General features: G+C 35.4%; 15 protein-coding genes. 3 read left to right on the forward strand and 12 right to left on the reverse strand.

The window, feature by feature from the left end:
* Positions 1-431 precede the first annotated feature (431 nt).
* Positions 432-3,374, reverse strand: a complete 2,943-nt coding sequence (locus tag OZP10_RS14810; protein ID WP_281631562.1) for a type I restriction enzyme HsdR N-terminal domain-containing protein — start codon at positions 3,372-3,374, stop codon at positions 432-434.
* Positions 3,375-3,917: 543 nt separating this feature from the next.
* Entirely contained in the window at positions 3,918-5,141 is a 1,224-nt protein-coding gene (locus tag OZP10_RS14815; protein WP_281631563.1) for a site-specific integrase, read from the reverse strand.
* A 996-nt stretch (positions 5,142-6,137) separates the two neighbouring features.
* Between OZP10_RS14815 and OZP10_RS14820 the strand changes: the two genes are divergently transcribed.
* Positions 6,138-6,938 carry a hypothetical protein gene (locus tag OZP10_RS14820; protein ID WP_281631564.1) on the forward strand — a complete coding sequence of 267 codons (801 nt, stop codon included), beginning with the start codon at positions 6,138-6,140 and terminating at the stop codon, positions 6,936-6,938.
* A gap of 66 nt (positions 6,939-7,004) precedes the next feature.
* Complete coding sequence (locus OZP10_RS14825; protein WP_281631565.1) at positions 7,005-7,658, forward strand: hypothetical protein; 654 nt, start codon at positions 7,005-7,007, stop codon at positions 7,656-7,658.
* Between the two features lie 437 nt (positions 7,659-8,095).
* Here the strand turns inward: OZP10_RS14825 and OZP10_RS14830 are convergent, their stop codons facing one another.
* From OZP10_RS14830 to OZP10_RS14855, 6 genes are all read right to left on the reverse strand, one after another.
* Positions 8,096-9,271 (reverse strand): sialidase/neuraminidase family protein, encoded by a 1,176-nt coding sequence (locus tag OZP10_RS14830; RefSeq protein ID WP_281631566.1) that lies wholly within the window; start codon positions 9,269-9,271, stop codon positions 8,096-8,098.
* An 895-nt stretch (positions 9,272-10,166) separates the two neighbouring features.
* The gene (locus tag OZP10_RS14835) at positions 10,167-11,489 is read right to left on the reverse strand and encodes a TolC family protein (protein WP_281631567.1); all 1,323 of its coding nucleotides are present in this window, start codon (positions 11,487-11,489) and stop codon (positions 10,167-10,169) included.
* A 15-nt stretch (positions 11,490-11,504) separates the two neighbouring features.
* Entirely contained in the window at positions 11,505-13,091 is a 1,587-nt protein-coding gene (locus OZP10_RS14840) for a DHA2 family efflux MFS transporter permease subunit (protein WP_281631568.1), read from the reverse strand.
* A 1-nt stretch (position 13,092) separates the two neighbouring features.
* Positions 13,093-14,187 carry an HlyD family secretion protein gene (locus OZP10_RS14845; RefSeq protein WP_281631569.1) on the reverse strand — a complete coding sequence of 365 codons (1,095 nt, stop codon included), beginning with the start codon at positions 14,185-14,187 and terminating at the stop codon, positions 13,093-13,095.
* A 401-nt stretch (positions 14,188-14,588) separates the two neighbouring features.
* The gene (locus OZP10_RS14850) at positions 14,589-15,437 is read right to left on the reverse strand and encodes a helix-turn-helix domain-containing protein (RefSeq protein WP_281631570.1); all 849 of its coding nucleotides are present in this window, start codon (positions 15,435-15,437) and stop codon (positions 14,589-14,591) included.
* A gap of 94 nt (positions 15,438-15,531) precedes the next feature.
* Positions 15,532-16,941, reverse strand: coding sequence for an MFS transporter (locus OZP10_RS14855; protein ID WP_281631571.1), 1,410 nt, complete (start codon positions 16,939-16,941; stop codon positions 15,532-15,534).
* A gap of 7 nt (positions 16,942-16,948) precedes the next feature.
* Here OZP10_RS14855 and OZP10_RS14860 point away from each other — a divergent pair, with 7 nt between their 5' ends.
* Positions 16,949-17,071 (forward strand): hypothetical protein, encoded by a 123-nt coding sequence (locus tag OZP10_RS14860; RefSeq protein ID WP_281631572.1) that lies wholly within the window; start codon positions 16,949-16,951, stop codon positions 17,069-17,071.
* 19 nt (positions 17,072-17,090) lie between these two features.
* Here the strand turns inward: OZP10_RS14860 and OZP10_RS14865 are convergent, their stop codons facing one another.
* The 4 genes from OZP10_RS14865 to OZP10_RS14880 form a co-directional block, all read right to left on the reverse strand.
* Positions 17,091-18,266 carry a FecR family protein gene (locus tag OZP10_RS14865; RefSeq protein ID WP_281631573.1) on the reverse strand — a complete coding sequence of 392 codons (1,176 nt, stop codon included), beginning with the start codon at positions 18,264-18,266 and terminating at the stop codon, positions 17,091-17,093.
* A 43-nt stretch (positions 18,267-18,309) separates the two neighbouring features.
* Positions 18,310-18,873 carry an RNA polymerase sigma factor gene (locus OZP10_RS14870; RefSeq protein WP_281631574.1) on the reverse strand — a complete coding sequence of 188 codons (564 nt, stop codon included), beginning with the start codon at positions 18,871-18,873 and terminating at the stop codon, positions 18,310-18,312.
* Positions 18,874-18,966: 93 nt separating this feature from the next.
* The gene (locus OZP10_RS14875; RefSeq protein ID WP_281631575.1) at positions 18,967-20,007 is read right to left on the reverse strand and encodes a TlpA disulfide reductase family protein; all 1,041 of its coding nucleotides are present in this window, start codon (positions 20,005-20,007) and stop codon (positions 18,967-18,969) included.
* Positions 20,008-20,019: 12 nt separating this feature from the next.
* On the reverse strand, positions 20,020-21,435 hold the full coding sequence (locus tag OZP10_RS14880) for a PKD-like family lipoprotein (RefSeq protein WP_281631576.1): 1,416 nt from the start codon (positions 21,433-21,435) through the stop codon (positions 20,020-20,022).
* Positions 21,436-21,468: the final 33 nt, after the last annotated feature.

Raw genomic sequence — 21,468 nt, forward strand, 5'->3', positions numbered from 1 at the left:
TTAATGGACAATCTTAAACTAATTTTTATGGGAGATAAGAATGCAGCAATGATTTAATACTTTAATCTTAAATTATATAAGAAAGCATTTTTTTTAACTAAAAATAACAAACTCAATCTGAACTTGACTTCACTGATGGCAGCACAAATTGGAAATCCAGTATGACAAGTTATTCAGCAGGAATATAAATAAGAGGTAACCTGCGTGGGAGAAACATTTTAGTATGGAACTTCGGATCTCTGCAATAAGTAAATTACCTGATATATTCCCTTAAAGAATTCAGCAGAAGAATGCATTTTAAGAAATCCTGCAGATTTCTGCTGACTTTCTGTTTTTAAGTCCTATCTGTGTATCGTTCAATTACTTAGTCTGCAGATACTGCGTTGCGAATTTCGATGACTGTAATATTGGAAGTCCGAAGTGTTAATGATTTAATCTTCATTTATTTTTATTAAATCATCGATGTCACTTTCAAGCATTTTGTATAACCAGCCTCTTACAACACAGTTTTCCTCAAGTTTTGAAGCGCTTATTCCCTCGAAGATCTGGACATTGTATCGATAAGATTCTTGAACCTTCAGGATCAATTCCATTGAGAAATGTCTCACGCATATGATTCCATGTTCTGTAAATGCCTTTTCCCCCTCTTCGAAACTTTTGAAATAAATGCCAAAATCACCCGACTGCGAGTGCCGGTAGCCAAAACTGCCCCACTGAAGGATGTCATTATCTTTAAGGTAAACAATGTATTCGTGTGGCATGCTATTGTAGAATTTAAAAGAATCTTTGAATGTCGGAAAGTTATACTCCACAAATTCCTTGTAACAGGATTCAAGGTGCTTGAAAAAGCTTGTAGTATATTCTTTGGCCTGACTTTCACTGAATTGGACTGTCCGCATGCGGCTGGAGTTCTGCAGTCTGCTCTGCTGGTACATTTCTTTTGTTTTATTTAGGGAAATATCGGCTAGCGGAAGATAGTGCCCGTCAATCTGACGGTATCCTTTTTCAATCAGCACATCCACTATCTTTGAGAGTCCTTCAAATGGAGGAACATGACCTTTTGTTGTGAATTCAGGAATCGGAAGATTTTTGGTTAAAGTGCGTTCAATTATCTCTGCCAGTTCCCCCTGTGCAATATTTTTATATTTATAGTGCTCTTTGATCTTAAAGAGATTCACCTTATTTTTTAAATCAAAAAGGTCAATAGGATAAATCTGCTCATATCGGGGCATGTAATAATCTTCTACTTTGTAGTCATACTTTAATTTTTCATTATAGTTATACAATATGGCTGCGAGTTGTTCGAATAGAAGAGTATCTGAAGTAAAAGTGGGGATGGATTCCTTGCCAATTATTTCTCTGAGCTGCTTAAAAACTGACTGTCTTACGATCGTGTCATTGTCTTCCACCAATAGAGAGAGGTTGCTTGTTCTGTATGATTTGGCTCCTGTCTGTAAAAATGGATTGTTTTTGTATGGAGCTTCAAAGGGATTACTAAGGTTAAGGTACAACACATTATCATTGTACTTTTCCGGTAGTGGAAATAAGGAATATCCATCGCCGTAAATGAGGTCTTGTGGCAGGATAATGCCGATTTCACCTGCTGTATAAGGCTCGAACTTTTCCTTGAACGTGGAAAAATTTTTATCAAGATAAGAATTATAAGAGGTAACATACGAAAGGCATTTGTCTTTCTTAAATGAAACCAATGTATTTTTATGATTGTAGGAAGCATTTTCAATATAAAAGTCAATTGCGCTTTTGCCAATATGATTTTGATATAAATAGGCAAGAAGATCATACAATTCTCCATTGCTTTTTTTATCCAATTTATGAATTTGGTAGCAGACGATGTAGTCGCGGATTTTCGAGTAGTAGAAAGATACATTATACGAATCCTCGTTGTTGGATTTGATCAGTATATTTCGGGTGAATAGATCTTCAGGTATTTTCTGGTCCAGAGCATAGTTTAATCTTTCAACGATATGGTTGATATCTATACCGTCATCTTTATGAAATTCCGGATGTGAATAATTATAATCCATCAACAGGTTTGCAATTGCGGAAAGTGTTCTTGTTCCTGCCTCGTAGCCGATCACTGTTTCTTCAAGCGTCTGTTTCAGGTATTTTGATATAAGTTCTCTGTCGCTGATTTTTTTAGGAATCTGTTTTCCAGTGTAGACTTCACAGAATATCTTTAAAAAGAATCCGTTCTTTAGTTCAGGAAGCAGTTCGTTGGAAATTTTACCTTTAAAACCGAATTCTTCCTGATAGAGGGGAAGAATTGCAGTTAATTCCTCATCGGAAAATTCAGTTAACTGATAACCCGGGTTTTCCAAACTGCTGTTAAACTTGTGGAATTGTTCTATCTCCTGATACAAATGTGAAGGCTTATTTTTGATTTTCAGAACGGTGTTCCAGATATTGGATTTACAGCTGATAATAATTTTTATTTTATCAGTATTTTTTGCAATAAGAGCCATTTCGCTTAATTCCTGTGCAATGCTGGGATTTGTGCTCTCATCAATGGCATCGATGAAAATGAGGATATTCTTGTCGGTATAACGGCCCAATTCATCAAGTTTTTTCAAAACAACATCTTTTTCGGTTCTGCTGGAAAAAGTAATATTGAGATCCTGAGCAATGCATTCGCAGGGGGAGGTGATAATGGCGCAATTATAGAAGAATACGAAAGAGTCATCCAGTTTCTGGAGGGCCAGGGAACACATTGTATTGGTTTTGCCTACTCCTGCATCACCCACCAGACCAAAAACGGAATCATCTGAAGCTGTAAAGGCTTCAAATAAGTGTGCGAGTGCTTTTCGCTGAACATATAATTTTTTTATAAATTTCGCATAGCGACTGCTCGAATCGCCAATGATAACTCCCATGCGGTCGTTGACGTTTGATTCACAGAAGATTTTCAGGTTTTCAGGGGACAGTGCAATAAAATTCTTAAGGGCCTCATATTTAACCTTTAATTCGTCATCAGTAGACAAGGTATATCCATTTTTATAAAAGGCAGATTTTTCCGAAATAGCACCTGATAACTCTTCTTTAGTAATTGAATCATATATTTTAGTTGAAACCCCGTTCGAAATTATGGTGAAAGGCGCTATTTCATCCAGTAGCCTTGCATAGGAAATTCCCTGATCCCTATCCGCATCCGTAAGCTTTTTTGACTCTGCTTTTACTTCAATGACAAAAAGATTCCTCCCATGCCTTTTAACAAGCATATCAGATCTTCCTGTGGCATGTTTGGTTCTTCCAAGACGTATAGAAAAGGAATCTTCAAAGGTGATTTCTGATCGATCGATCCCTAAGTCCAGTAAATAGGGCAGCAGTAATCTGCCGGTAATGTCAAATTCGCTCATAAGCATTCAAATCAGATTAAGTCGTTGTGGGTTGGATAAGGCGACATTAATTGCTTTATTTTTAGTGTCGTCCGCATCACATCTTGTGACGGATTCCAAATACCTCACAGTTTTGCCGATAATGTAGCAGAATTGATAGGTCAGAATCTTTTAACAAATATAATTGTTCCAATGGACATTTGTTAATGATGCTTTTAGATTTGAAATGTAAGCGCTTTAAGTTGGTTGTAACGTGCGAAAAATAACTTACTGTATGATAAAGTTTTTTAATTTTAGAGAGATGTCTTTTTTTTTACTCTTCCATAAATAAAGTGGTTCATTTTTCTACGCAATATTATTATAATAACGAAAGATTAAATTGTGTCCACACTGTAGACACAAATTGTAATATTCTGCAAAATTTTCAATTTCAATTGCGACCGCGCTGCGGACGCAATTGGAAATGTAATTCAAAAATTTTAAAATCTTATAACATACTATTTTTTTTAAAATAGAAGAAAGGTTCTTAAAAATACTTCAAATTCATAATTCTCTTTATAGAAATTACCTAAACTTAGATTTTAGTTTCTCCATGTCTTCCATAATGTTTGCATCCAAAACTTTCGCATAATGCTGAGTCTGTTTTGTATTTGTGTGTCCCATCATGGCTGATACGTTTTCCAGTCTTACACCATTCCCTAATGTGACAGTGGTGGCAAAAGTGTGTCTGGCAACATACCAAGTAAGATGTTTCTCTATGCCGCATACATCCGCTATTTCTTTAAGATATGCATTCATCTTCTGATTGGATATTTTCGGAATAAGACCTTTCTGCTGATTTTTGTATTTCGAAATAATTTTCTCAACGGTAGGTAGGACTGGGACATTCGCTCTAATGGCAGTTTTTGCTCTGCTTGTCATAATCCATAAGTTTCCACTAGAGTCTTCGGATAAGTTTCTTTCAGTAAGTTCCAAGGCATCAACAGGCGCATATCCTGTGTAGCAGCTGAAAAGAAATATATCTTTAACCTTTTCCAGACGAGGCATTGGAAATGTTTTATTCTCTATTGTGTTCAGTTCCTGCTGTGACAGGAAGACGGCATCTTTTACGCTAAGTCTGCCGTCATAAATATTGAATGGGTTTTTTATGATCAAATCCATTTTAATAGCATAATTGCAGGCAGTCTTATACATTTTCATATATTTTACTACCGAATTGTTTTTGATGCCTATCTGCTCTTTAAAACTGCTCTCATACTTAAGAAACTGCTCCAATTTGAAGACAAAGGAGCTTGATATTTCAGATGCTGGCATGTCTTCCTTTTGATAGTTGCTAGAGATGAAATTCAAAAGCAGGTCTTTTGCTCTTTTGTATTTCTGCAGTGAAGCCGATGCCCGCTCTCCAGTATTTACTCTTTTGGTGAAGAAATCATTGTATGTATCCATAATCTGAATTATGGAGGTTTCTTCAGGCTGGTCGATTTTGACTTTTCCTGTGAGTTCAGCTTTTAGTAATTGAAGGTTAACCTCAGGATCAATTCTGAAGAGTTCAGTAAATTTTTTAGCTGCATTAAGTTGGAAAAGCTCAAGTAAGTTTTTCATAACAATCTCCTTTTCAATTTTAAGGGTATTTCTAAGGTTGTTAGTGCTGACCCATCTTTCTTTTGAAATGGCTTGTCCGGTTGACATTGATATTTGTTTGTCATTGTAGCTCAAACGGGCATAGATTGGAGATTCGCCATTCTTTTTTGCTCTGTCGGATTTCTGGTAAAAAATTACTTTTAACATGTTATCTAGTTTTAAAATTAATAATCAAATTGAATTAAAAATTTTAAGAGAGCCCATTGATAGCAGGGAATTCCCGGGGAATTCTTTTGTTTTAGTTACCCTTTTTTTGAGAAAAAAGATTCAAAAAATGATAGGGTAACTAAAAGGGTAACCATTCTTTGATAAAACATGTGCTTTTTGAAAAGTGTGTAAAAACGAAAAAGCCTCTAAACACTAGTGTTTAAAGGCTTTTGACTTTTAAAGTTTCTTTTGAAACTTCTACTGGCGGAGAAAGAGGTTCCCGCTTTGTATCATAAACCCCAGTAAATACAGGGTATTTCAGCTTTTTCGTTTCATGGGTCAACTAACAGGTCAACTTTAAACCTGCTTGTCCGCATAAGGTCAAAGGTAATGAAAATGATTTGTTATTATAATAATTTTATTATTTGTTTGGGAAGGAGAGCAGGATTCAAACTTTAAGTTTCGAAGTTCCGTCTTTGCTACGTTGTTCATTTTGTCTTAAACCTAAATGTATCGATTCTGCACCTAAAGTCAAATTTATACACTTCAATATTTTATTTTAGAAAGAAATAAAGATAATGTGATGATATTCAATAATATTGCTTACTTCCTTTTGATATTTATATTCAAGTGAAAGCAAATTTGAAATAAATATAGAATTGTTTAAACCATTTTATGTCTTTTTTGATCTTTTTTGATCTTTTTTTGAATCGAATATATTGAAAATGTGAAAAAACAGATTACTACGCAAAATAATTGCGTACATTATTACTTTCTTTGAACTGAGAAATTAATTAAGCTCTGCAGCTGATTTTCTTGATTGTAATACGGGGGTGGATGTATATCTAAAATTTAAATGTTAAGAAGAATTGCTACATAGCAGATTTCCAATTTTGATAACGAACAAATATTCTTCTCTTGTTGTTAAAATTTTTAGTACTGTATCAATTTAGAATTATAAAAGATTTATGAATAGTAATATTAAATTGCAAGAATATGAGTGAATTTGAAGATGAAATTTTTAAGAGGTTTGAATTATCTCACAGAGGATCTGTACAAATCGATCTATATAGTACTGCTAGTCAAAATTTAAAACTTTTTGAAGAGTCTATTAAGAAAACATTGACTAAACATGAGAACAAGCATAATAAAATGTGCGAGAAAGCCTCAGATATTTCAGAAAAGATTTCTGAACTTCAGATAGATTTGTCAGGCCTTGATTATGAGGAAAAACATATAAATTTACAAAATAAAATATATGAACTTCAAGAAAAGGGTTATTCATACTATATTGAAAGTTATTGGATTGACCAGCAACTAAAGGCAATAAGTGAAATGCAGATAATCAATGCATTTAAAAATCTAGAAATCAATATAAAGTCATTAATTTATATAGCCTATCCAGAAATTAACTTAAAGGATTTTTACAAATGGGAAAATTTAGTCCAGTTTTTTAAGAGTAAAAATATTAAAATGGCAGAAATAGAAGGCTACAAAGAAATGGTTGATTTGAAGTCTTTAAATAATGTAATTAAACATATTGGTCAGTTAAATGTGATAATAAGAAAAATCGAAGAGTTTAAAGGAGCGGAAGAATTAAATTATGTTAGTTTGATTAATTTTTACGAAAGGATAAAGAATATAATTGAAACTTTTTTGAGATTACTGGTTATTGAAATTGAAAAAGAGTTATTTCAGTTTGATGAAGATAGAATTATAGAGATTGCTAAAGACCTTAAAAATCGAATGGAATTAAATGAAATTGAAAGTTTAATACTAAAATTAAAGAATGATTAGATTTTTATAATGATAGTGCACGGAGGATATCTCAAACTTTACGTAATCAATAAAAAATGAAAAAACATGAAAAATAACGAACAAGGAGAGGAGCAAACTATAAAATTGGCCGAGGATATGGAAAAGTCATTTTCATATGTTAATGATTTTTCCAAGGCGACCAACTTACGATTATACATTTTGGAACACTCATTACATGTAGAAGAGTTAGTTTCTACAGCTTTAGGTTATATACTTGAAATTGATTGGAAGAAATCAAAATCATTTGGATATAGTTCTGTGTCGTTATCGTTTAATCAAAAAGCATTAATAATTCAAGATTTGAAAGGGTTAGATAAAAATGATATTGAAAAGTTAAGCTGTTTTATGGCTATTAGAAACAAATTTGCTCACGTAAAATCAGTAAACACTTTTGAAGATTTTTTTAATAGTGGAAAAAATGGATCAGATGTAAAGAAAAGTTTGATTAAATTTTATCCAATTGAAAATTCAATAATAGACGATGACTTAAAGTTTAAAATTTCCTTTTTCAGATTATTTCTTGATATATGTACTTTTTTGCTTAGCAAAGTTCTAAAGCATGAATATGAAAGAGGACGAAAAGATTTTAGTAAAGAGTATTTTTCTTCGATTTTGACTGAGTTAGGAAATATAGAAGTAGGAGAAGAAATTTTAAAACGTGCTTTAACAAGAACCAAAGTAAATTTAAATATAGATTAACTGATCAATGCAAAAAGAATAAAGATGCTACTTTACATGTTTAATGAAGAAAAATAAAGAGGGATTAATAATTAATGTATCTGCAATTAAATCCAGATCAATTTTTCTTACTTTCTTCGGGAAATTGCCTAAAAAACAATTGTAATTGCTGTAATATTTGTAACATAGAATAAAAAGCAGACATGATATAAAATTTGAGTAATTTTTTCTTAATCCTCCCTTCGCTTTTAACTCGTAAATAGATTTTGGTTCAATGCCAACCAAGATGGATTTTAAGCAACAGATAACACGGCAGCTTTAAACTCATTCACGACATCAAATTATTTTAGTAGTTGCCTTGTATTTTGTGGCAGAAATGGTATCGTCATCACAACAAAAAAGGATGAGTAATTTATTTGCTCATCCTTTTTTATTGTGTTCTTATTTCAAAATATTTTTTATTTCCATTTAGAAAACCTAAGTTCAGAATTATTTACGTAATCTATCCAAAAGCAGTAATATTCAGATTTTTGTATTAATAGCTTTTGAAAAGCACCAATATATTCTTCTTGTTTGAAAGGTGCTGATTCACGAATAGTCTTTTGATCTATAATCTTGTTATTCTTGTCAAATAATTTGTAAAATACTGAAAACGTATCGTTGCTGTAGTCAGTATAAAGGAAGTGTAAGTTTCCTTTAGCATCAAACTGAGTCGATAATAAATTTCCTTTTTCTGTTATCTTAATAGGTTCTAACCACTTACTGCCTCCGTCGTTACTTAGCGACAACCATAGTTGATCTGGCTGATGAGGATTTTGAGCGTTCATCGCCACGTTGTTTTTATAACCGGACAACTCAGACATACCAGGGCCAACGTTGTCAATACCTTTACTTACTATAATGGGAGCTTCAAATGCATTAGCGTCAGTTCCTGGTTTCTTTTTTATAAAATACATCTTATTGCCTCCATAAGTACCGCATGAAACAGCGACTTGGTTATCTTTCAGTAGCGTTATTGAAGCGCTTAAGTGGGCAACCTTCTTACCTAGGATAATTGTAAATGGTTCTGTCCATGTTTTTCCTTTATCTCGCGACATCTGATATTTTAGCGAATTATTCTTACCTTCTGGGTATTCTGTATAGACTAAATGAATTTCATCGCCAAACGCAGCAATGGCCGGTTTATCCAGTAATGCATTATCACTTTTAATCGGTATCGACTTCAGTTCAAATTGTTTTTTCTCAAAATTAAATTCATAGATCGAAATGTTTCCTTCGTAAAAACGTTTTCCAATATGCATTACCGCTAAAAAAGTATCTCCCTTTGGATTTGAAGTCAGATAGGGATTCCCTGTGCCAAATGTTTCAGGAAGATCCACAATACCTTTTTCAGTCCAATTATCACCGTTATCATTTGAAAATTTATATGCGACTCTTGTATTTGTAGCAGATTCGTCGTTATCTTTTCTGTTGGGTCTTTTTTCCAGCCAAGCCGCCACAATTCTGTTTTTTGATGGTTTGCAAGCTGTCACCTCAAACGTTCGGACATCATTAAGAGGCTTTGACGGAACTGTTTGGGCTATGATGGAATTTAATGATAAGATTCCGCATAAAAACAAAAATTTAAATTTCATAAAAATATTAGTTAACTGTTATAGTATGGTTTTTTAAGTTGTTTTTTTGCTTGTTATTTAAGGAATAGTATTGATATCCCCCGTAAAGCACAACTCTTTTCTTAATAATCAAAATTTTTCGAAATGGGTGACTTATTTCAGAAAGAAAAATTCCCAATTAGAAAAAAAAAAGTTATTTAAGTTATCTTGATGACAGTTTTTGCCTCTGAACTTTTAATAAGTATTTTGAGCAGTTTTTTTATACAGTGCTTTTAAGAAAGAAGATTTTCTACAGTAACTGTTTGAGGATAATATTAAATCACGACAGGATGTGATTTTTTTTATTTTGTAAGATCTGCAAAATGTTAAAAATTTAGAGGGATGTAATTCTTTATTTTCCATAAGTAAATATTTTATTATCTTACGACTATAAAGGTTTTTTTACATTATAAAAGCAGGAGGGGATTTTTCTGCTCCAGCGTAAAAAAATCGGACGCTGAATGATAGAATTAATATGTTCCGGTCAAAAGGAAATATTTCGACGGCTAAATTGATTTTATAAATAATGTTTTATTTCAGCTTTGATTTAAGGGACTGAAAATTTAAATCTGCTAAAATGACTGACGAAAAAATAGAGAAAAAATTGAAAATTATATGGAATGAAATTCCGCCTAAGCAGCTTACCGCTGACAAGCAGCGCTCTTGGGATAAATTCAGTTCAAAGATATTCTGCAGTTAAAAGAATTATAGTTGAATGAACTGGAAATTTAAATTCTGCAAAAAATTGAAATGATTGTTTTTCCAAACCAAAATCTAAATTTTAAATGGAAAAACAATCATTAAGTTTATCTACTGCTTATTGTTAAAAGGAATTATAATTATACAGGAAAGTGCCATAGTTACTTATAAACGATTGTTACAAAGTGCCTGCAGCCATTTCATAATTTAATTTAGCCAGAAGAAATTCATAAGATGCTTTGATGTAATTCTGCTCTGCACTGGTCATGGAGGATTCCGTGTTAAGAATTGTATCATAGCTTAAAGCACCATATGGAAGCTGCTGCTGCTGATTTTCATAAACTTTTTGCGCAAGATCATAACTGTCTTTTGTGCGTACTGCATTTGTCTGTGCATTGCTAAGGGATATCACCGCTTGATTAATCTCGTAAGAAATGTCAGCTTTTTTCTGTTGGAAATTAAACTCAGTCTGTCTGGTCTTTAAAAGTAATTGGTCGACACTAACAGCATTGGTAAAATGTTCTGTCAGCGGTATGCTCAGTTTTAATCCTATTGCGCTAAATCCCGACCACCACTGTGTATCAGTATAATCATAGTTAAATTCCATATTCTGAAACTGCTGAGAGTAGTTTGCTACTAGTGATAATGACGGAAGAACAGACTGGCGCTGTTTTTTTAATTTTAAATTTTGATCGATTTTCTCAAACTCCAGCTGTCTTATTTCGGTTCTGTTATTCTGCTGGGCAGCTGTAACATCTGGCAGCTCTTTTAAAAAAGAGTCTTCAAGCTTATCAGACAGTTCTAACTTGACATTGTTCTCCACGTTGATTTCATGGCGAAGCGTATTTAAGCTGATCTCATAATTTTGTGTGGTGACTGAGGACTGCTGCTTTGCATTTTGATAATCAAGTTTTGCACGCAGATAGTCATTTTCGATTAAGGCACCATTATCGTACCTGCCCTGAGCAAGATTAAAATATTCTGAATATCTTTTTTCTTCATTAAGAGCAATTTTTTGCTGCAAATCACGCAGAAGCACATTTAGGTATGCTTCACTGACTTTTTGTTTGATTTCAATTTCTTTTCCTCTGTTTCTCTCAGCCTGCCATTGAGCTGAATTTTCTGCTATTTTTATATCATTTCGAAGTGATGAGGAAAGTATAGGCTGGTTTAGTTCCAGTGAATAGATACTGATGCTTTTTGCTCCCAGAGCCAGTAGGGTTGGTTCAGTAATTCCTCCAAAACCCGGCGGTACAAGTATCGCTTGAATCTGAGGATGATAACTGACATTTCCTGTAATTTTTAAATCGGGAATGTAGGCCTGTTTTCGCCCTTTAATTTCTTTTTCAGCTATTTCTGTATCGTATCTGTTGGCCTGTACATCAAAACGATTTTTAAGAGCAAGTTCTTTTGCTTTTTCCATGTTCAGCGTCAGAGGCTGCTGGGCTTTTGCTGTATGAATCATTAATACGGCTATCAGTCCTGTTATATAGATTTTCATAAATTTATGTTTTAATTAATGGCCCGTAAGGGCTGGTTTTTCGATCTTCTTTTTTTTATAACGAAGCAGAAGTATTATAGGGATACATCCGAGAATGATCAGTCCCATGAGGAAAAATCCCTGACAATAAGCAAGTACTGCCTGCTGGCGTGTAAAGCTGTTTACAAGAAGTCTGTAAGCACCGCTGGCGGCTTCATCTGCTGCATATCCAGATTCGATAAGTCTCTGGCTGAGTCCGGCCAGACGTTCTGATGCATACTGGTTAAAATCTGTAAAATTTACAGACAATGCGCTTCGAGCCTGTGCGGTTCTTGTATTTAAAAAAATATTTATAAAAGCAATTCCCATAGCCCCGCCCATCTGACGCAGCATGTTGGAAAGCCCCGTGGCTTGTGCTAAATCACGTCCTGTTAAACCCGCTACCGCAAGTCCAATAACAGGAGACATCATAAAAGCGGCACCTACTCCCCGCAGTAAAAATGGAATAAAAAAGAAACTGCTTCCCGCATCGGGTGATGCATTGGAAATCCAGATAAGAAATGTAGACATCAGCACAGTGCCGATTATCATTATGATTTTTGGATTTACACCTGCTTTGGTAAGCCGTGCCACGACTATCATCGCCACAGCAGTAGACATAGCGCCAGGAATCATAAATGCTCCAGTCTGGGTTGCAGTCCATCCAAGGGAGGTCTGCGCAAAGAGAGGGAATATAAATACCGAGCCCGTTACGGCGGTGCCTACAACAAGGTTAAGTATATTTCCCATACTTAAATTAAAATTTTTGTACAGTCTTAAATTCACAGCTGGATAGTCAATTTTTAATTCACGCCAGATAAAGCTGGATAGACCAAGAACTGCAAGTAATGCAAAAATGGTTATTTCAGTACTTTCAAACCAGTCTTTTGCTCCTCCTTCCTCCAGCATATACTGAAGGCTTCCCAGACCAATGATCAGAAAAATGATTCCCCACCAGTCCATCTTATCTGGCTTTTTGACTCCTGCCAGATTGGGAACATATTTCCAAGCCAGAAGAGCAGCAACAACTCCAATTGGCACGTTTATGAAAAATATCCAGTGCCAGCTGAAATTATCAGTAATAAATCCCCCCATTACAGGTCCGAATGTTGGTCCCAGGATCACACCAAGGCCAAAAATCGCAGTAGCGGTTGATGCTTTTTCAGGCGGGAAGGCCCCATAGATTATGGATTGAGATGTAGATAATAGTCCGCCGCCGCCAAGACCCTGAATGAAACGCCATAAAACGAGCATCCATAAATTATCTGATAGTCCGCACATTAGGGAAGCAAAAGTAAATACTAGTACGGATCCCGTAAAATATCTCTTACGGCCAAAAAGCGCTGAGAGCATAGCAGAAAGCGGTATAACTAAAACATTTGCAATACCGTAGGATGTTACTACCCATGCGATTTCAGTTGTGCTTGCACCAATATTACCGCTTATTTCGCTCAAAGCCACATTTACCACTGTGGTGTCAATTAATTCAAGAAGAGCACAGACAATAGTGGTTGCAACTAAAATGAATCTGGCTGATCCCGTGGGGTATTCTATTGGCGGAGCAGTTTCTGAGGTTTTACTCATCTTATTTTATTTTAACTTTTACAAATGCGCTCAAGCCGGGATAAAGTGCTGAGAAATTACGCTGTTCAGTTTTATCGAGCTGTATCCTTACAGGTATACGCTGGACAACCTTTACAAAATTTCCACTGGCATTGTCGGGTGGCATAAGAGAAAACTTTGCTCCTGTAGCTCCTCCCGCAGATTGTATTTTACCTTTTAATTTTAAATCTGGAAAAGCATCTATTTTGATCTCTACGGATTGTCCGGGCTTTATTTTACCCAACTGTGTTTCTTTAAAATTGGCTATTATCCACAAATTTCCATAATCAATCACAGCACATAAGCTTTGTCCGGCTGTAATGTAGCTTCCTTCCTGCACATATCTTTTGGTGACTAGTCCTGATCGGGGTGCAATGACATAAGCATGATCCAAATCTTCTTTCGCCAGTATCAGGTCTGCTTTACGCTGTTCCAAAAGGGCCTTGGCAGTTCCAATTTGTTCTTTGTCAGATTGCGCTGAGGCCTGCTGTCCGTTTGCCGTCGCTATGGAAGCCTGCTGGCTGCTGAGTGCCTTTGCATAGTCTGCTTTGGATATTCCCAGCTGGGCAAGAATGATTTCGTGCTGTTGTCTGGTTACTGCTTTTATTTCTAAAAGTTTTTTACTGCGTTCAAAATCTTCTTCAGCCCTTTTAAGATTTGTTTTCGCAGCAATGACAGCCTGCTGATTGGAATTTGCTGTGCTTAGTGATGAAGCAGCATTGTTGATACCTGCATCTGCGCGTCTTGAGCTTACTTTTATCTGTGCATAGGCATCAGCTAAGGAAGCTTCGGACTTTAGTACTTTTGCTTCAAGTGCAGTGGTATTAAAACGAATCAGTGTATCACCTTTTTTTACCTGCTGGTTGTCAGTAAAGTATATTTTATCAACATAGGCTGTTACTCCTGCCTTGAGAGTTACAATATCGCCATCCAGCTGTGCGTTGTCGCTTGTTTCGTAGTTACGGCCGCTAAGCCAATAATATGCGCCTGCCCCAATAATTAAAATCAGTACAGCTAGAATGATTATTTTTTTTTTAGATGTTACCTTTGTTTCTTCTTTTTCTTCTACTTTTTCCATTTGTATAGTTTTGATTTTAAAAATACTTTTTAATGACTGCTGTTGTTCTGCATCAATCTTTAGAGATTGCCTGAAAACAGTAGAAAATATTTTATTTTACTATCGCAAAATTCTCTAAACTTAAAGACGTTACAAAGTCCATTAACCGTCAAAACTTGTCCAAATGGTATGTTGCTTCGATGCTGGCTAAAAGCAGGAAGAACTTAAATAATTTTATAAAATAAAAAGCAGGATTAAAATAGTGAGCTTTAAAATCAGTTATTACAGGAGGGTCATACTGATTACATTTAGCGGAAGTTTTATCAAAGCCCGGAAATTGATTCAGATATTAAAATTTATGGACGATAAAGAAAATGTACTGAAATTTTAACGCATATTGAACAATATTTCAGCATCTGATTTTAGATAATCTCGGCACTCTTTATTTCTTTGCGAAATTGATATGGAGAGACACCGCTGTTTTTTTTAAAGAATTTCGAAAAAGAAGCAAGATCCGAAAATTTTAAGTCATCTGAAATATTAGCAATTTTTTCATTTTCATCTGCAAGCCTGTTATATGCTTCCCTTAAAATCAGCTGCTTTAAAATGTAGGTTGGAGGGAATCCCGTAACTTCCTTATTGCATATTGAAAGATATTTGATACTCACATTGAGCAGGTCTGAATAATACTTAAGTTCTCTATGTTCATTGAAATTTTTTGTAGCCAGTTCCAGAAAATCAAATACCAATTGCTTTTTTCTTACACTTAGTTCTGTAGCACTTGAATTTAAAGCTTTGTCAACATGGCTGACCACCATGTAGATCAGAGAGGTAAATAATTGGGTGACAATTTCATTATTGTATACGGCGTGTTCCTTTTCTTGTTTATAATAGTAAAGTATATCAAGAAGGGGCAGCATTGATGAGGTAAAATCTTCTGAGTGCACAGATATGGAATTACGCTGCTGGAAATTTACAGCTCTGTACATTTCAAAACGATTAAATTTAAAACGCAGTTTTTTATATGTTTTGACATTTATGTCTATCAGGTAAAGATAGCTATCTGAAGAAATTTCAATAAATTCATAAACATTTCGAGGCATTATAAATGCAACATCATTCTTTGAATAAGTGTTAAGCTGCTTATTTACTTTAAAAGTTATTGTGCCTGCCTTAATAAAAAGAAGTGAGGGGAACTGTGGTCTGAACAGCTTAAGCGAAGCGATTCGATTTATTAAATCTTCTTTTTGATAAATAGAATATGCAAGCATAGTTTTAAATTGTTAATTGGCTGTTCATAAAAAAAATGTGCTGTATACTTTATCTTTTGAAGTTTAATGTGATTAATACTAAAGACCCTCTTTTTTAACTTGGGGATTTCAAGTTATCCCCATCTTTAAAATGAAGTCTTCTAAATACAAGGCCTGATAAGATTGTTAATGCACCCACAACTAAAAAGGTGTAACGAAATGCATTGTGAATTTCGTTATGAATTAATTTTACATCGCCTTGAAAAATTTTGAGTACAAGAAGACCAAGTGCAATCCCAAAACCAATTGCCAGCTGCTGATTGACAGAAACAAGAGAGTTGCCGCTGCTGGTATGATAATTTCTTAAATCTGCGATAGAAATGGAGTTCATGGAGGTAAATTGTATGGAGTTAAAGAAACCCAATACTGCAATAATAGGGACGTACCAGTAGATGGAAGTGTGGATTGACGGTATGGCAAGTGTACAAATTAGTATTCCTATTATAAAAGTGTTGATCATTAACGTTTTTCTATATCCAAAAATATTTAAAATTTTTATCACTGCGGATTTGCCAAACATTGCGGTCAGCGCCATAGGTGCGACAATCCATCCTGAGGTGACGGCGGACTGCCCGTAAGCAATCTGAATCATCATCGGCAGCAACAGCGGGATGGAGCTGAAACCAAGACGGGTAGCCAGATTGCCTAGTATTCCAACTCGAAATGTTCGCACCTGAAATAAGTTTAAAGGAAAAAGAGGATTGTCATCTCTCACTGCATGGCGGTAATACCAGTAAAGCATCATAAATCCAGACATCAAAATCATTAGAATAGGGGAGAGACGCACAGTACTGCCAAACAGCTCTAAAGCAATAGATAAAAGTAAAGAAGCTGATGCAAAAATAAGAAATCCTTTTAGGTCAAAATCTATGACGGGAGACTTGTAGTCGGGCATAAATTGGACACTTAAAATAATCGCCAGAAGAGCTATCGGGATGTTAATTAAGAAAATCCAGTGCCAGGATAAATAATCAACCATGTATCCGCCTACCAGCGGTCCGAGCACCGGACCTATCAGAGCGGGGACAATGGCAAAATTCATTGCTTTCAATAGTTCTTTTTTAGGAAATGTTCGGATTAGAGCCAGCTTGCCTACCGGAGTCATCAAACTTCCTCCAATGCCCTGAATAACCCGGGCAATAACCAAATGTGTTAAATTCTGCGAAATTGCACATAACAGAGATCCGATACTAAACAAATGCAGTGCAGCAATGAAAACTTTTTTTGTGCCGTATTTGTCAGACAGGAACCCGCTTACAGGCATAAAAAGAGCTAGGGTCAAAACGTAGCTTATAATAGCATTCTGCATCTCAAGAGGAGATTCGTTTAAGTCCTTTGCTATAGAGGTTATTGAGGTATTAAGAATCGTGGAATCCAGCATCTGCATAAAGATGGAGGTTGCCAAAATTACAGGCAGTATTTTTTTTACATTTGTGTTGCTGCGTTCTTTAATAGTTGTATTCATAATTTAAATGCTTTCCAAATATAGAGGCGGAATAACTGAAAAGTTCCACACTGGAATTTATAATTGGAACGAACAGCTTTACGCCGAAGTAGCTTTCTTTATTGATATTCATCAAACAGAGAAAAACTAAACAGGGCAGATGCTGAACTTTAATAAATAATTATTTTATTATTTTTGACTTTATATTTTAAACCAAAATCATCCTGCATATATTTCATAACTTTTTCCAGATTGTCACTTCCAAAATTTGCATTAAGAAGGCTTTTATTCAATAGAGTGCTCTGATTTTCGATTTCGACATTAAAATGCCTTTCAAGTGCGCGAATTATGATATCAAGAGGCACCTTGCGAAAGATTAGCTGTCCGTCTACCCATGCGGTATAATTTCTTGCAAAAACCTCTTCCTTGTTTAGGCTGTTTGAGTTTTTGTCAAGCACGCCCATTTCATCAGGTTTTAAGTTAACTGCATCACCAGATGCGGATTTGACCTCTACAGCACCTTCCAGGAGTACAACTGAAGAAGATTTTTCTTCTGAGTATGAACGGAAGTTAAAATGTGTTCCCAGAACTTTAACGTCCATAGTATTGGAATGCACAAGGAAAGGATGTTTTGTATCCTTTGAGACTTCAAAATAAGCTTCACCAGTCACATAGACTTCCCGGTTAGCACTTTGTTTTATGAATTCCTCTGGATATCGGAGTGTCGATCCTGCATTTAATTCTACTTTAGTTCCGTCTGAAAGAAAAAGAGTAAATTTTTTACCATATGGTATGCTTATCGTATTATACTGGAGTGATGCATAATTTGATGATCCGCCATAAGTTGCCGAATTGCCGCTCTGGCTTGCAATAACTGCTCCAGATGAGTTTTTTAAAGAACTCTTTGAATTGCTGTTAATGATCTTTTTTGTTCCGTCGGCCATTGTTATTACTATATTTTCTTCCCCTTTAACTGCGGCAGTCAAAGGCTGGGATGCAGTAAAATATTCTGATAAAAAATAAGTTCCTGTCAGCAGAAAAATAAAGATGGCCGCATATTTTAAAATCGATTTGTATGATAATGCTGCATCAGATTTGATGTGCGGTGCATTCTGTAATGGATGGGACACTTTAGAAACTGTCTTTTCCCAGGCTTTATTTACATCTATGGTCTGGACAAAATTTATCTGTCTGGAATTTCTGTATGCAGCAACATGCTCCAGGAAAATCTGTTCATATTCCTCCTCTAAAAGCATTGCCTTTAGTTCAGCGTGCTCATTAGCTGTAAGCTCATTACTGAGATAAGCTGTTATGAGAGGCAGTATATTTTCTTCCTTAGTTAACATAGGTCTTTTATCTTAATAATCATTAATCTTAAAAATGGGTGACTTATTTTATAAATAAAAATATAATTAATAAATATAATGCCGTGCGTAATTGTTTTAATGATCTTGTATAGTGGGTTTTAACTGTGTTTATGGAGATGTTTAATTCTGCTGCAACTTCGTTATATGTTTTATTATGAAATACAATCGCAGTAAATACTTCCCTTCCTTTTGCAGGTAGTGCTTCGATTTCCTGATACAGTTTTGTCTTTCTGGTTTCAATTGCTTTTTCATCCAGAAAGTCATCGTCATATATTAAATTAATCTGGCTTTCGATGCTTTCAAAATAAATCGTTTTGTCCCGCTGTATAAACTGCAGCGAATTATTTTTCACAGCCCGATAAAGATAAGGGGCAGCTGTTTCCTCACATTTGAAATAAAGCTGCTGGTCCCAGAATTTGATAAAAACTTCCTGAACAATATCTTCGGCAGCGATGTACGAGTTGCAGAATTTTAAGGAGTAGGCTGCTAAAGGGACATAGTATAGGTCAAAGAGCTCTTTGAATGCACTCTGGCTGTCTTCCCCTTTTTTCAGTTTTTCCAGTATTAATTTATCGCTTTGCTGCATATTTCAAATCAAATTAGCCATACTGCCGAAGCAGTATGGCTATAAATATAATATTAAAAAAAATAAGAAAAAATTTTTTACTGTCCCTTTCTCTTACTTTAGTACTTCTGTAAGTTTTTCCTCTAAAGCTCCTCCGCGAAGATCCTGAGCGATGATTATTCCATTCTTATCAATTAAAAAAGTAGAAGGGATGGCATTAATGTTATAATAGTCCATTACTTTGCTTTTTTTGTTTTCTCTGTCTCTTACCTGAGTCCAAGGTAGTCCATCTTCTTTAATTGCAGCTTTCCATTTCTCCGGGCTGTCATCAATTGAAACGCTTAGAACGGTAAAGTTTTTATCTTTATATTTATTATATGCTGCCAGTACGTTTGGATTTTCTGCACGGCATGGTTTACACCAGCTTGCCCAGAAATCGATGAGAACATACTTTCCTTTGTAAGACTGTATATTTACATCTTTCCCGTCTACATCTTTCAATGTGAAATTTAGAATTTCCATTCCTTTGGCTCCTCTTTTCATAGTTTCCATTTTCTCTTTAAGAGCAATACCTCTTGAAGAAGCTTTTAATTTTGGGCTTAGAAAGTCATAATATGCCTTAACTTCATCGTAGTTATTATAAAGTTCCGCGATTAAATCAAAAGCGACGTAACTGTCTGGATGAGCTGCTACCCACTGCTTGTTAAACTTAGCACGAAGAGCGGCACTCTCACTGATCCCAAATTTAGCGCCGTCTTTTGCTTCTTCTGCTTTCTGTGCAGCACGGTGCTCTTCCCTGTAAGCGGCATATTCATCTACAGTTTTTAATCCTGAAAATTTAATAGTTTTATAATCAGTCATATCACCTGTAATCGTTAGTGTTCCCGGTTCAAGATATGTAGCTACCAGCAGCTGAAAAATCTTGATTCTGTATTTTTTAGGTTCGGTGCCTACTTCAAACTTATCGGAGAATATTCCGTTTTCAACAGGTATGCTTTTAATAGTTTTTGTTCCGTCCTCCGTAAATTCAACTATTTCAATGTTTTGGTTAAGATCGGCAATGGAACCTTTTATAGTTAGATTCTGCGCTGCCGCAAAGTTTATTATTCCCAGCAGTACGATACTGTAAAATAGTCTGGATTTGTTTTTTTTCATGATTTTTTTTGATTATTTATTTCTGTATGCTACTGATTTTATTTCCCCAAAACCGGTGTAATGTTCAGAAAAAGTGCTGTTAACGATAGTACCAGTTCCTGAAAGACTGAAAACAAAAACTTCACCGCTGCCGCCATTGTTAACAGCAACTGTAATTTTTTTATTGTGCTGCGGGTCTGTAGGGTTTATTGAAAAGTCCAGATAAGGGTTTTTATATGTTTTTATATCTGCAATTTTCGCTGTGGCTGGGAATTCATAAATTTCAACAGTTGTATTGGCTGCGATATCATATTTGTATAATTTATTTCCTAGACCAATATATGCCAGTTCTGCACCGCTGGAAATTGCATCAAAACTTGTGATCTGGTCAATTCCGGCCAGCGCAATTTCTTTATTGGCAGAAGGTATACCATTGTTTAGAGAATACAGGTAACATTTTGAAGTGCTGTCGTCCTTCATAATGAAATGATACCTGCCTGCGGTTCCTTTTGCTGCCACAAGCATGGTGCGGTTAACAGAGGCCATGTTGAAAAATGCATTTGAAGCAGTAGCAGCTGCAGCATTTATGCGTACTTCTCCCATCGCAGCGAATACAAATTTTTTCCTGATATTATCGTAGAAGTATGTATTTCCGAAGTATGCATTAAAGGATTGGTTTACAAAAGCCATAGGATAAACAGAATCATAATCACCTGTCAATGGTGCTGTATAAGCTCCCTCGAAACCTGCAAACATGCTTGTTGAGTGAATTTTGCCGTTGTTGACAATATATGCAGTAGAACTCAGTGAACCTATAGCTACATCTGCAGGTGCAGATGAAACTAATGGTAGTCCAAATAGTTTTTCGCTAGTGCTCAGCTCAGTAAAACTGTTGGCGTCAAAAAGATAAATATTATCGGATGCGAAATAATATATCTGATGATTATCTGTTAAATCATTAATTGGTGCTGCAGCGTCAAAAGCCATTCCGGAATAGGTCTTGCCATTAACTTCTTCAGCAGGATTGTAAATTACAAGGCCGTCTTTTCGGATGAAAGAGAGCTGTCCGCGCCCATCTTTATTGTTTGCAACCAGCCAGCCTTCATAAAAACCAGAATCTACTTTAAGGGTGTATCTTTGTGTATATACGACTCCTGTTTTTGTATCAGTGATACTGTATACTAGATGATAGGTATTTACATCAAGTCCTATAGGTTCATTAAGGTCTTTTTCTGTGGATAATACAACTGGTGTTTTCCCTGAAAGGGTAGCATAGGCAGACCATTCATACTTATAAGTTCTGTCATCCTTTATAGAGTTCGAAATTTCTGGAACAATATTCAGGGTTTCAAACTGGATAACACTGTAGCTGGTTGTATCGGTCACAACTGATATTTCGTTAGTCGGATCATAACTAAAATCCTGGTCGTCGGTCTGACAGCTGGCCATAAGTATTAAAAATACCGCTGTAAGCGCGTACAA

The organism is Flavobacterium luteolum (genome assembly GCF_027111275.1).
Classification (GTDB): Bacteria; Bacteroidota; Bacteroidia; order Flavobacteriales; family Flavobacteriaceae; genus Flavobacterium; species Flavobacterium luteolum.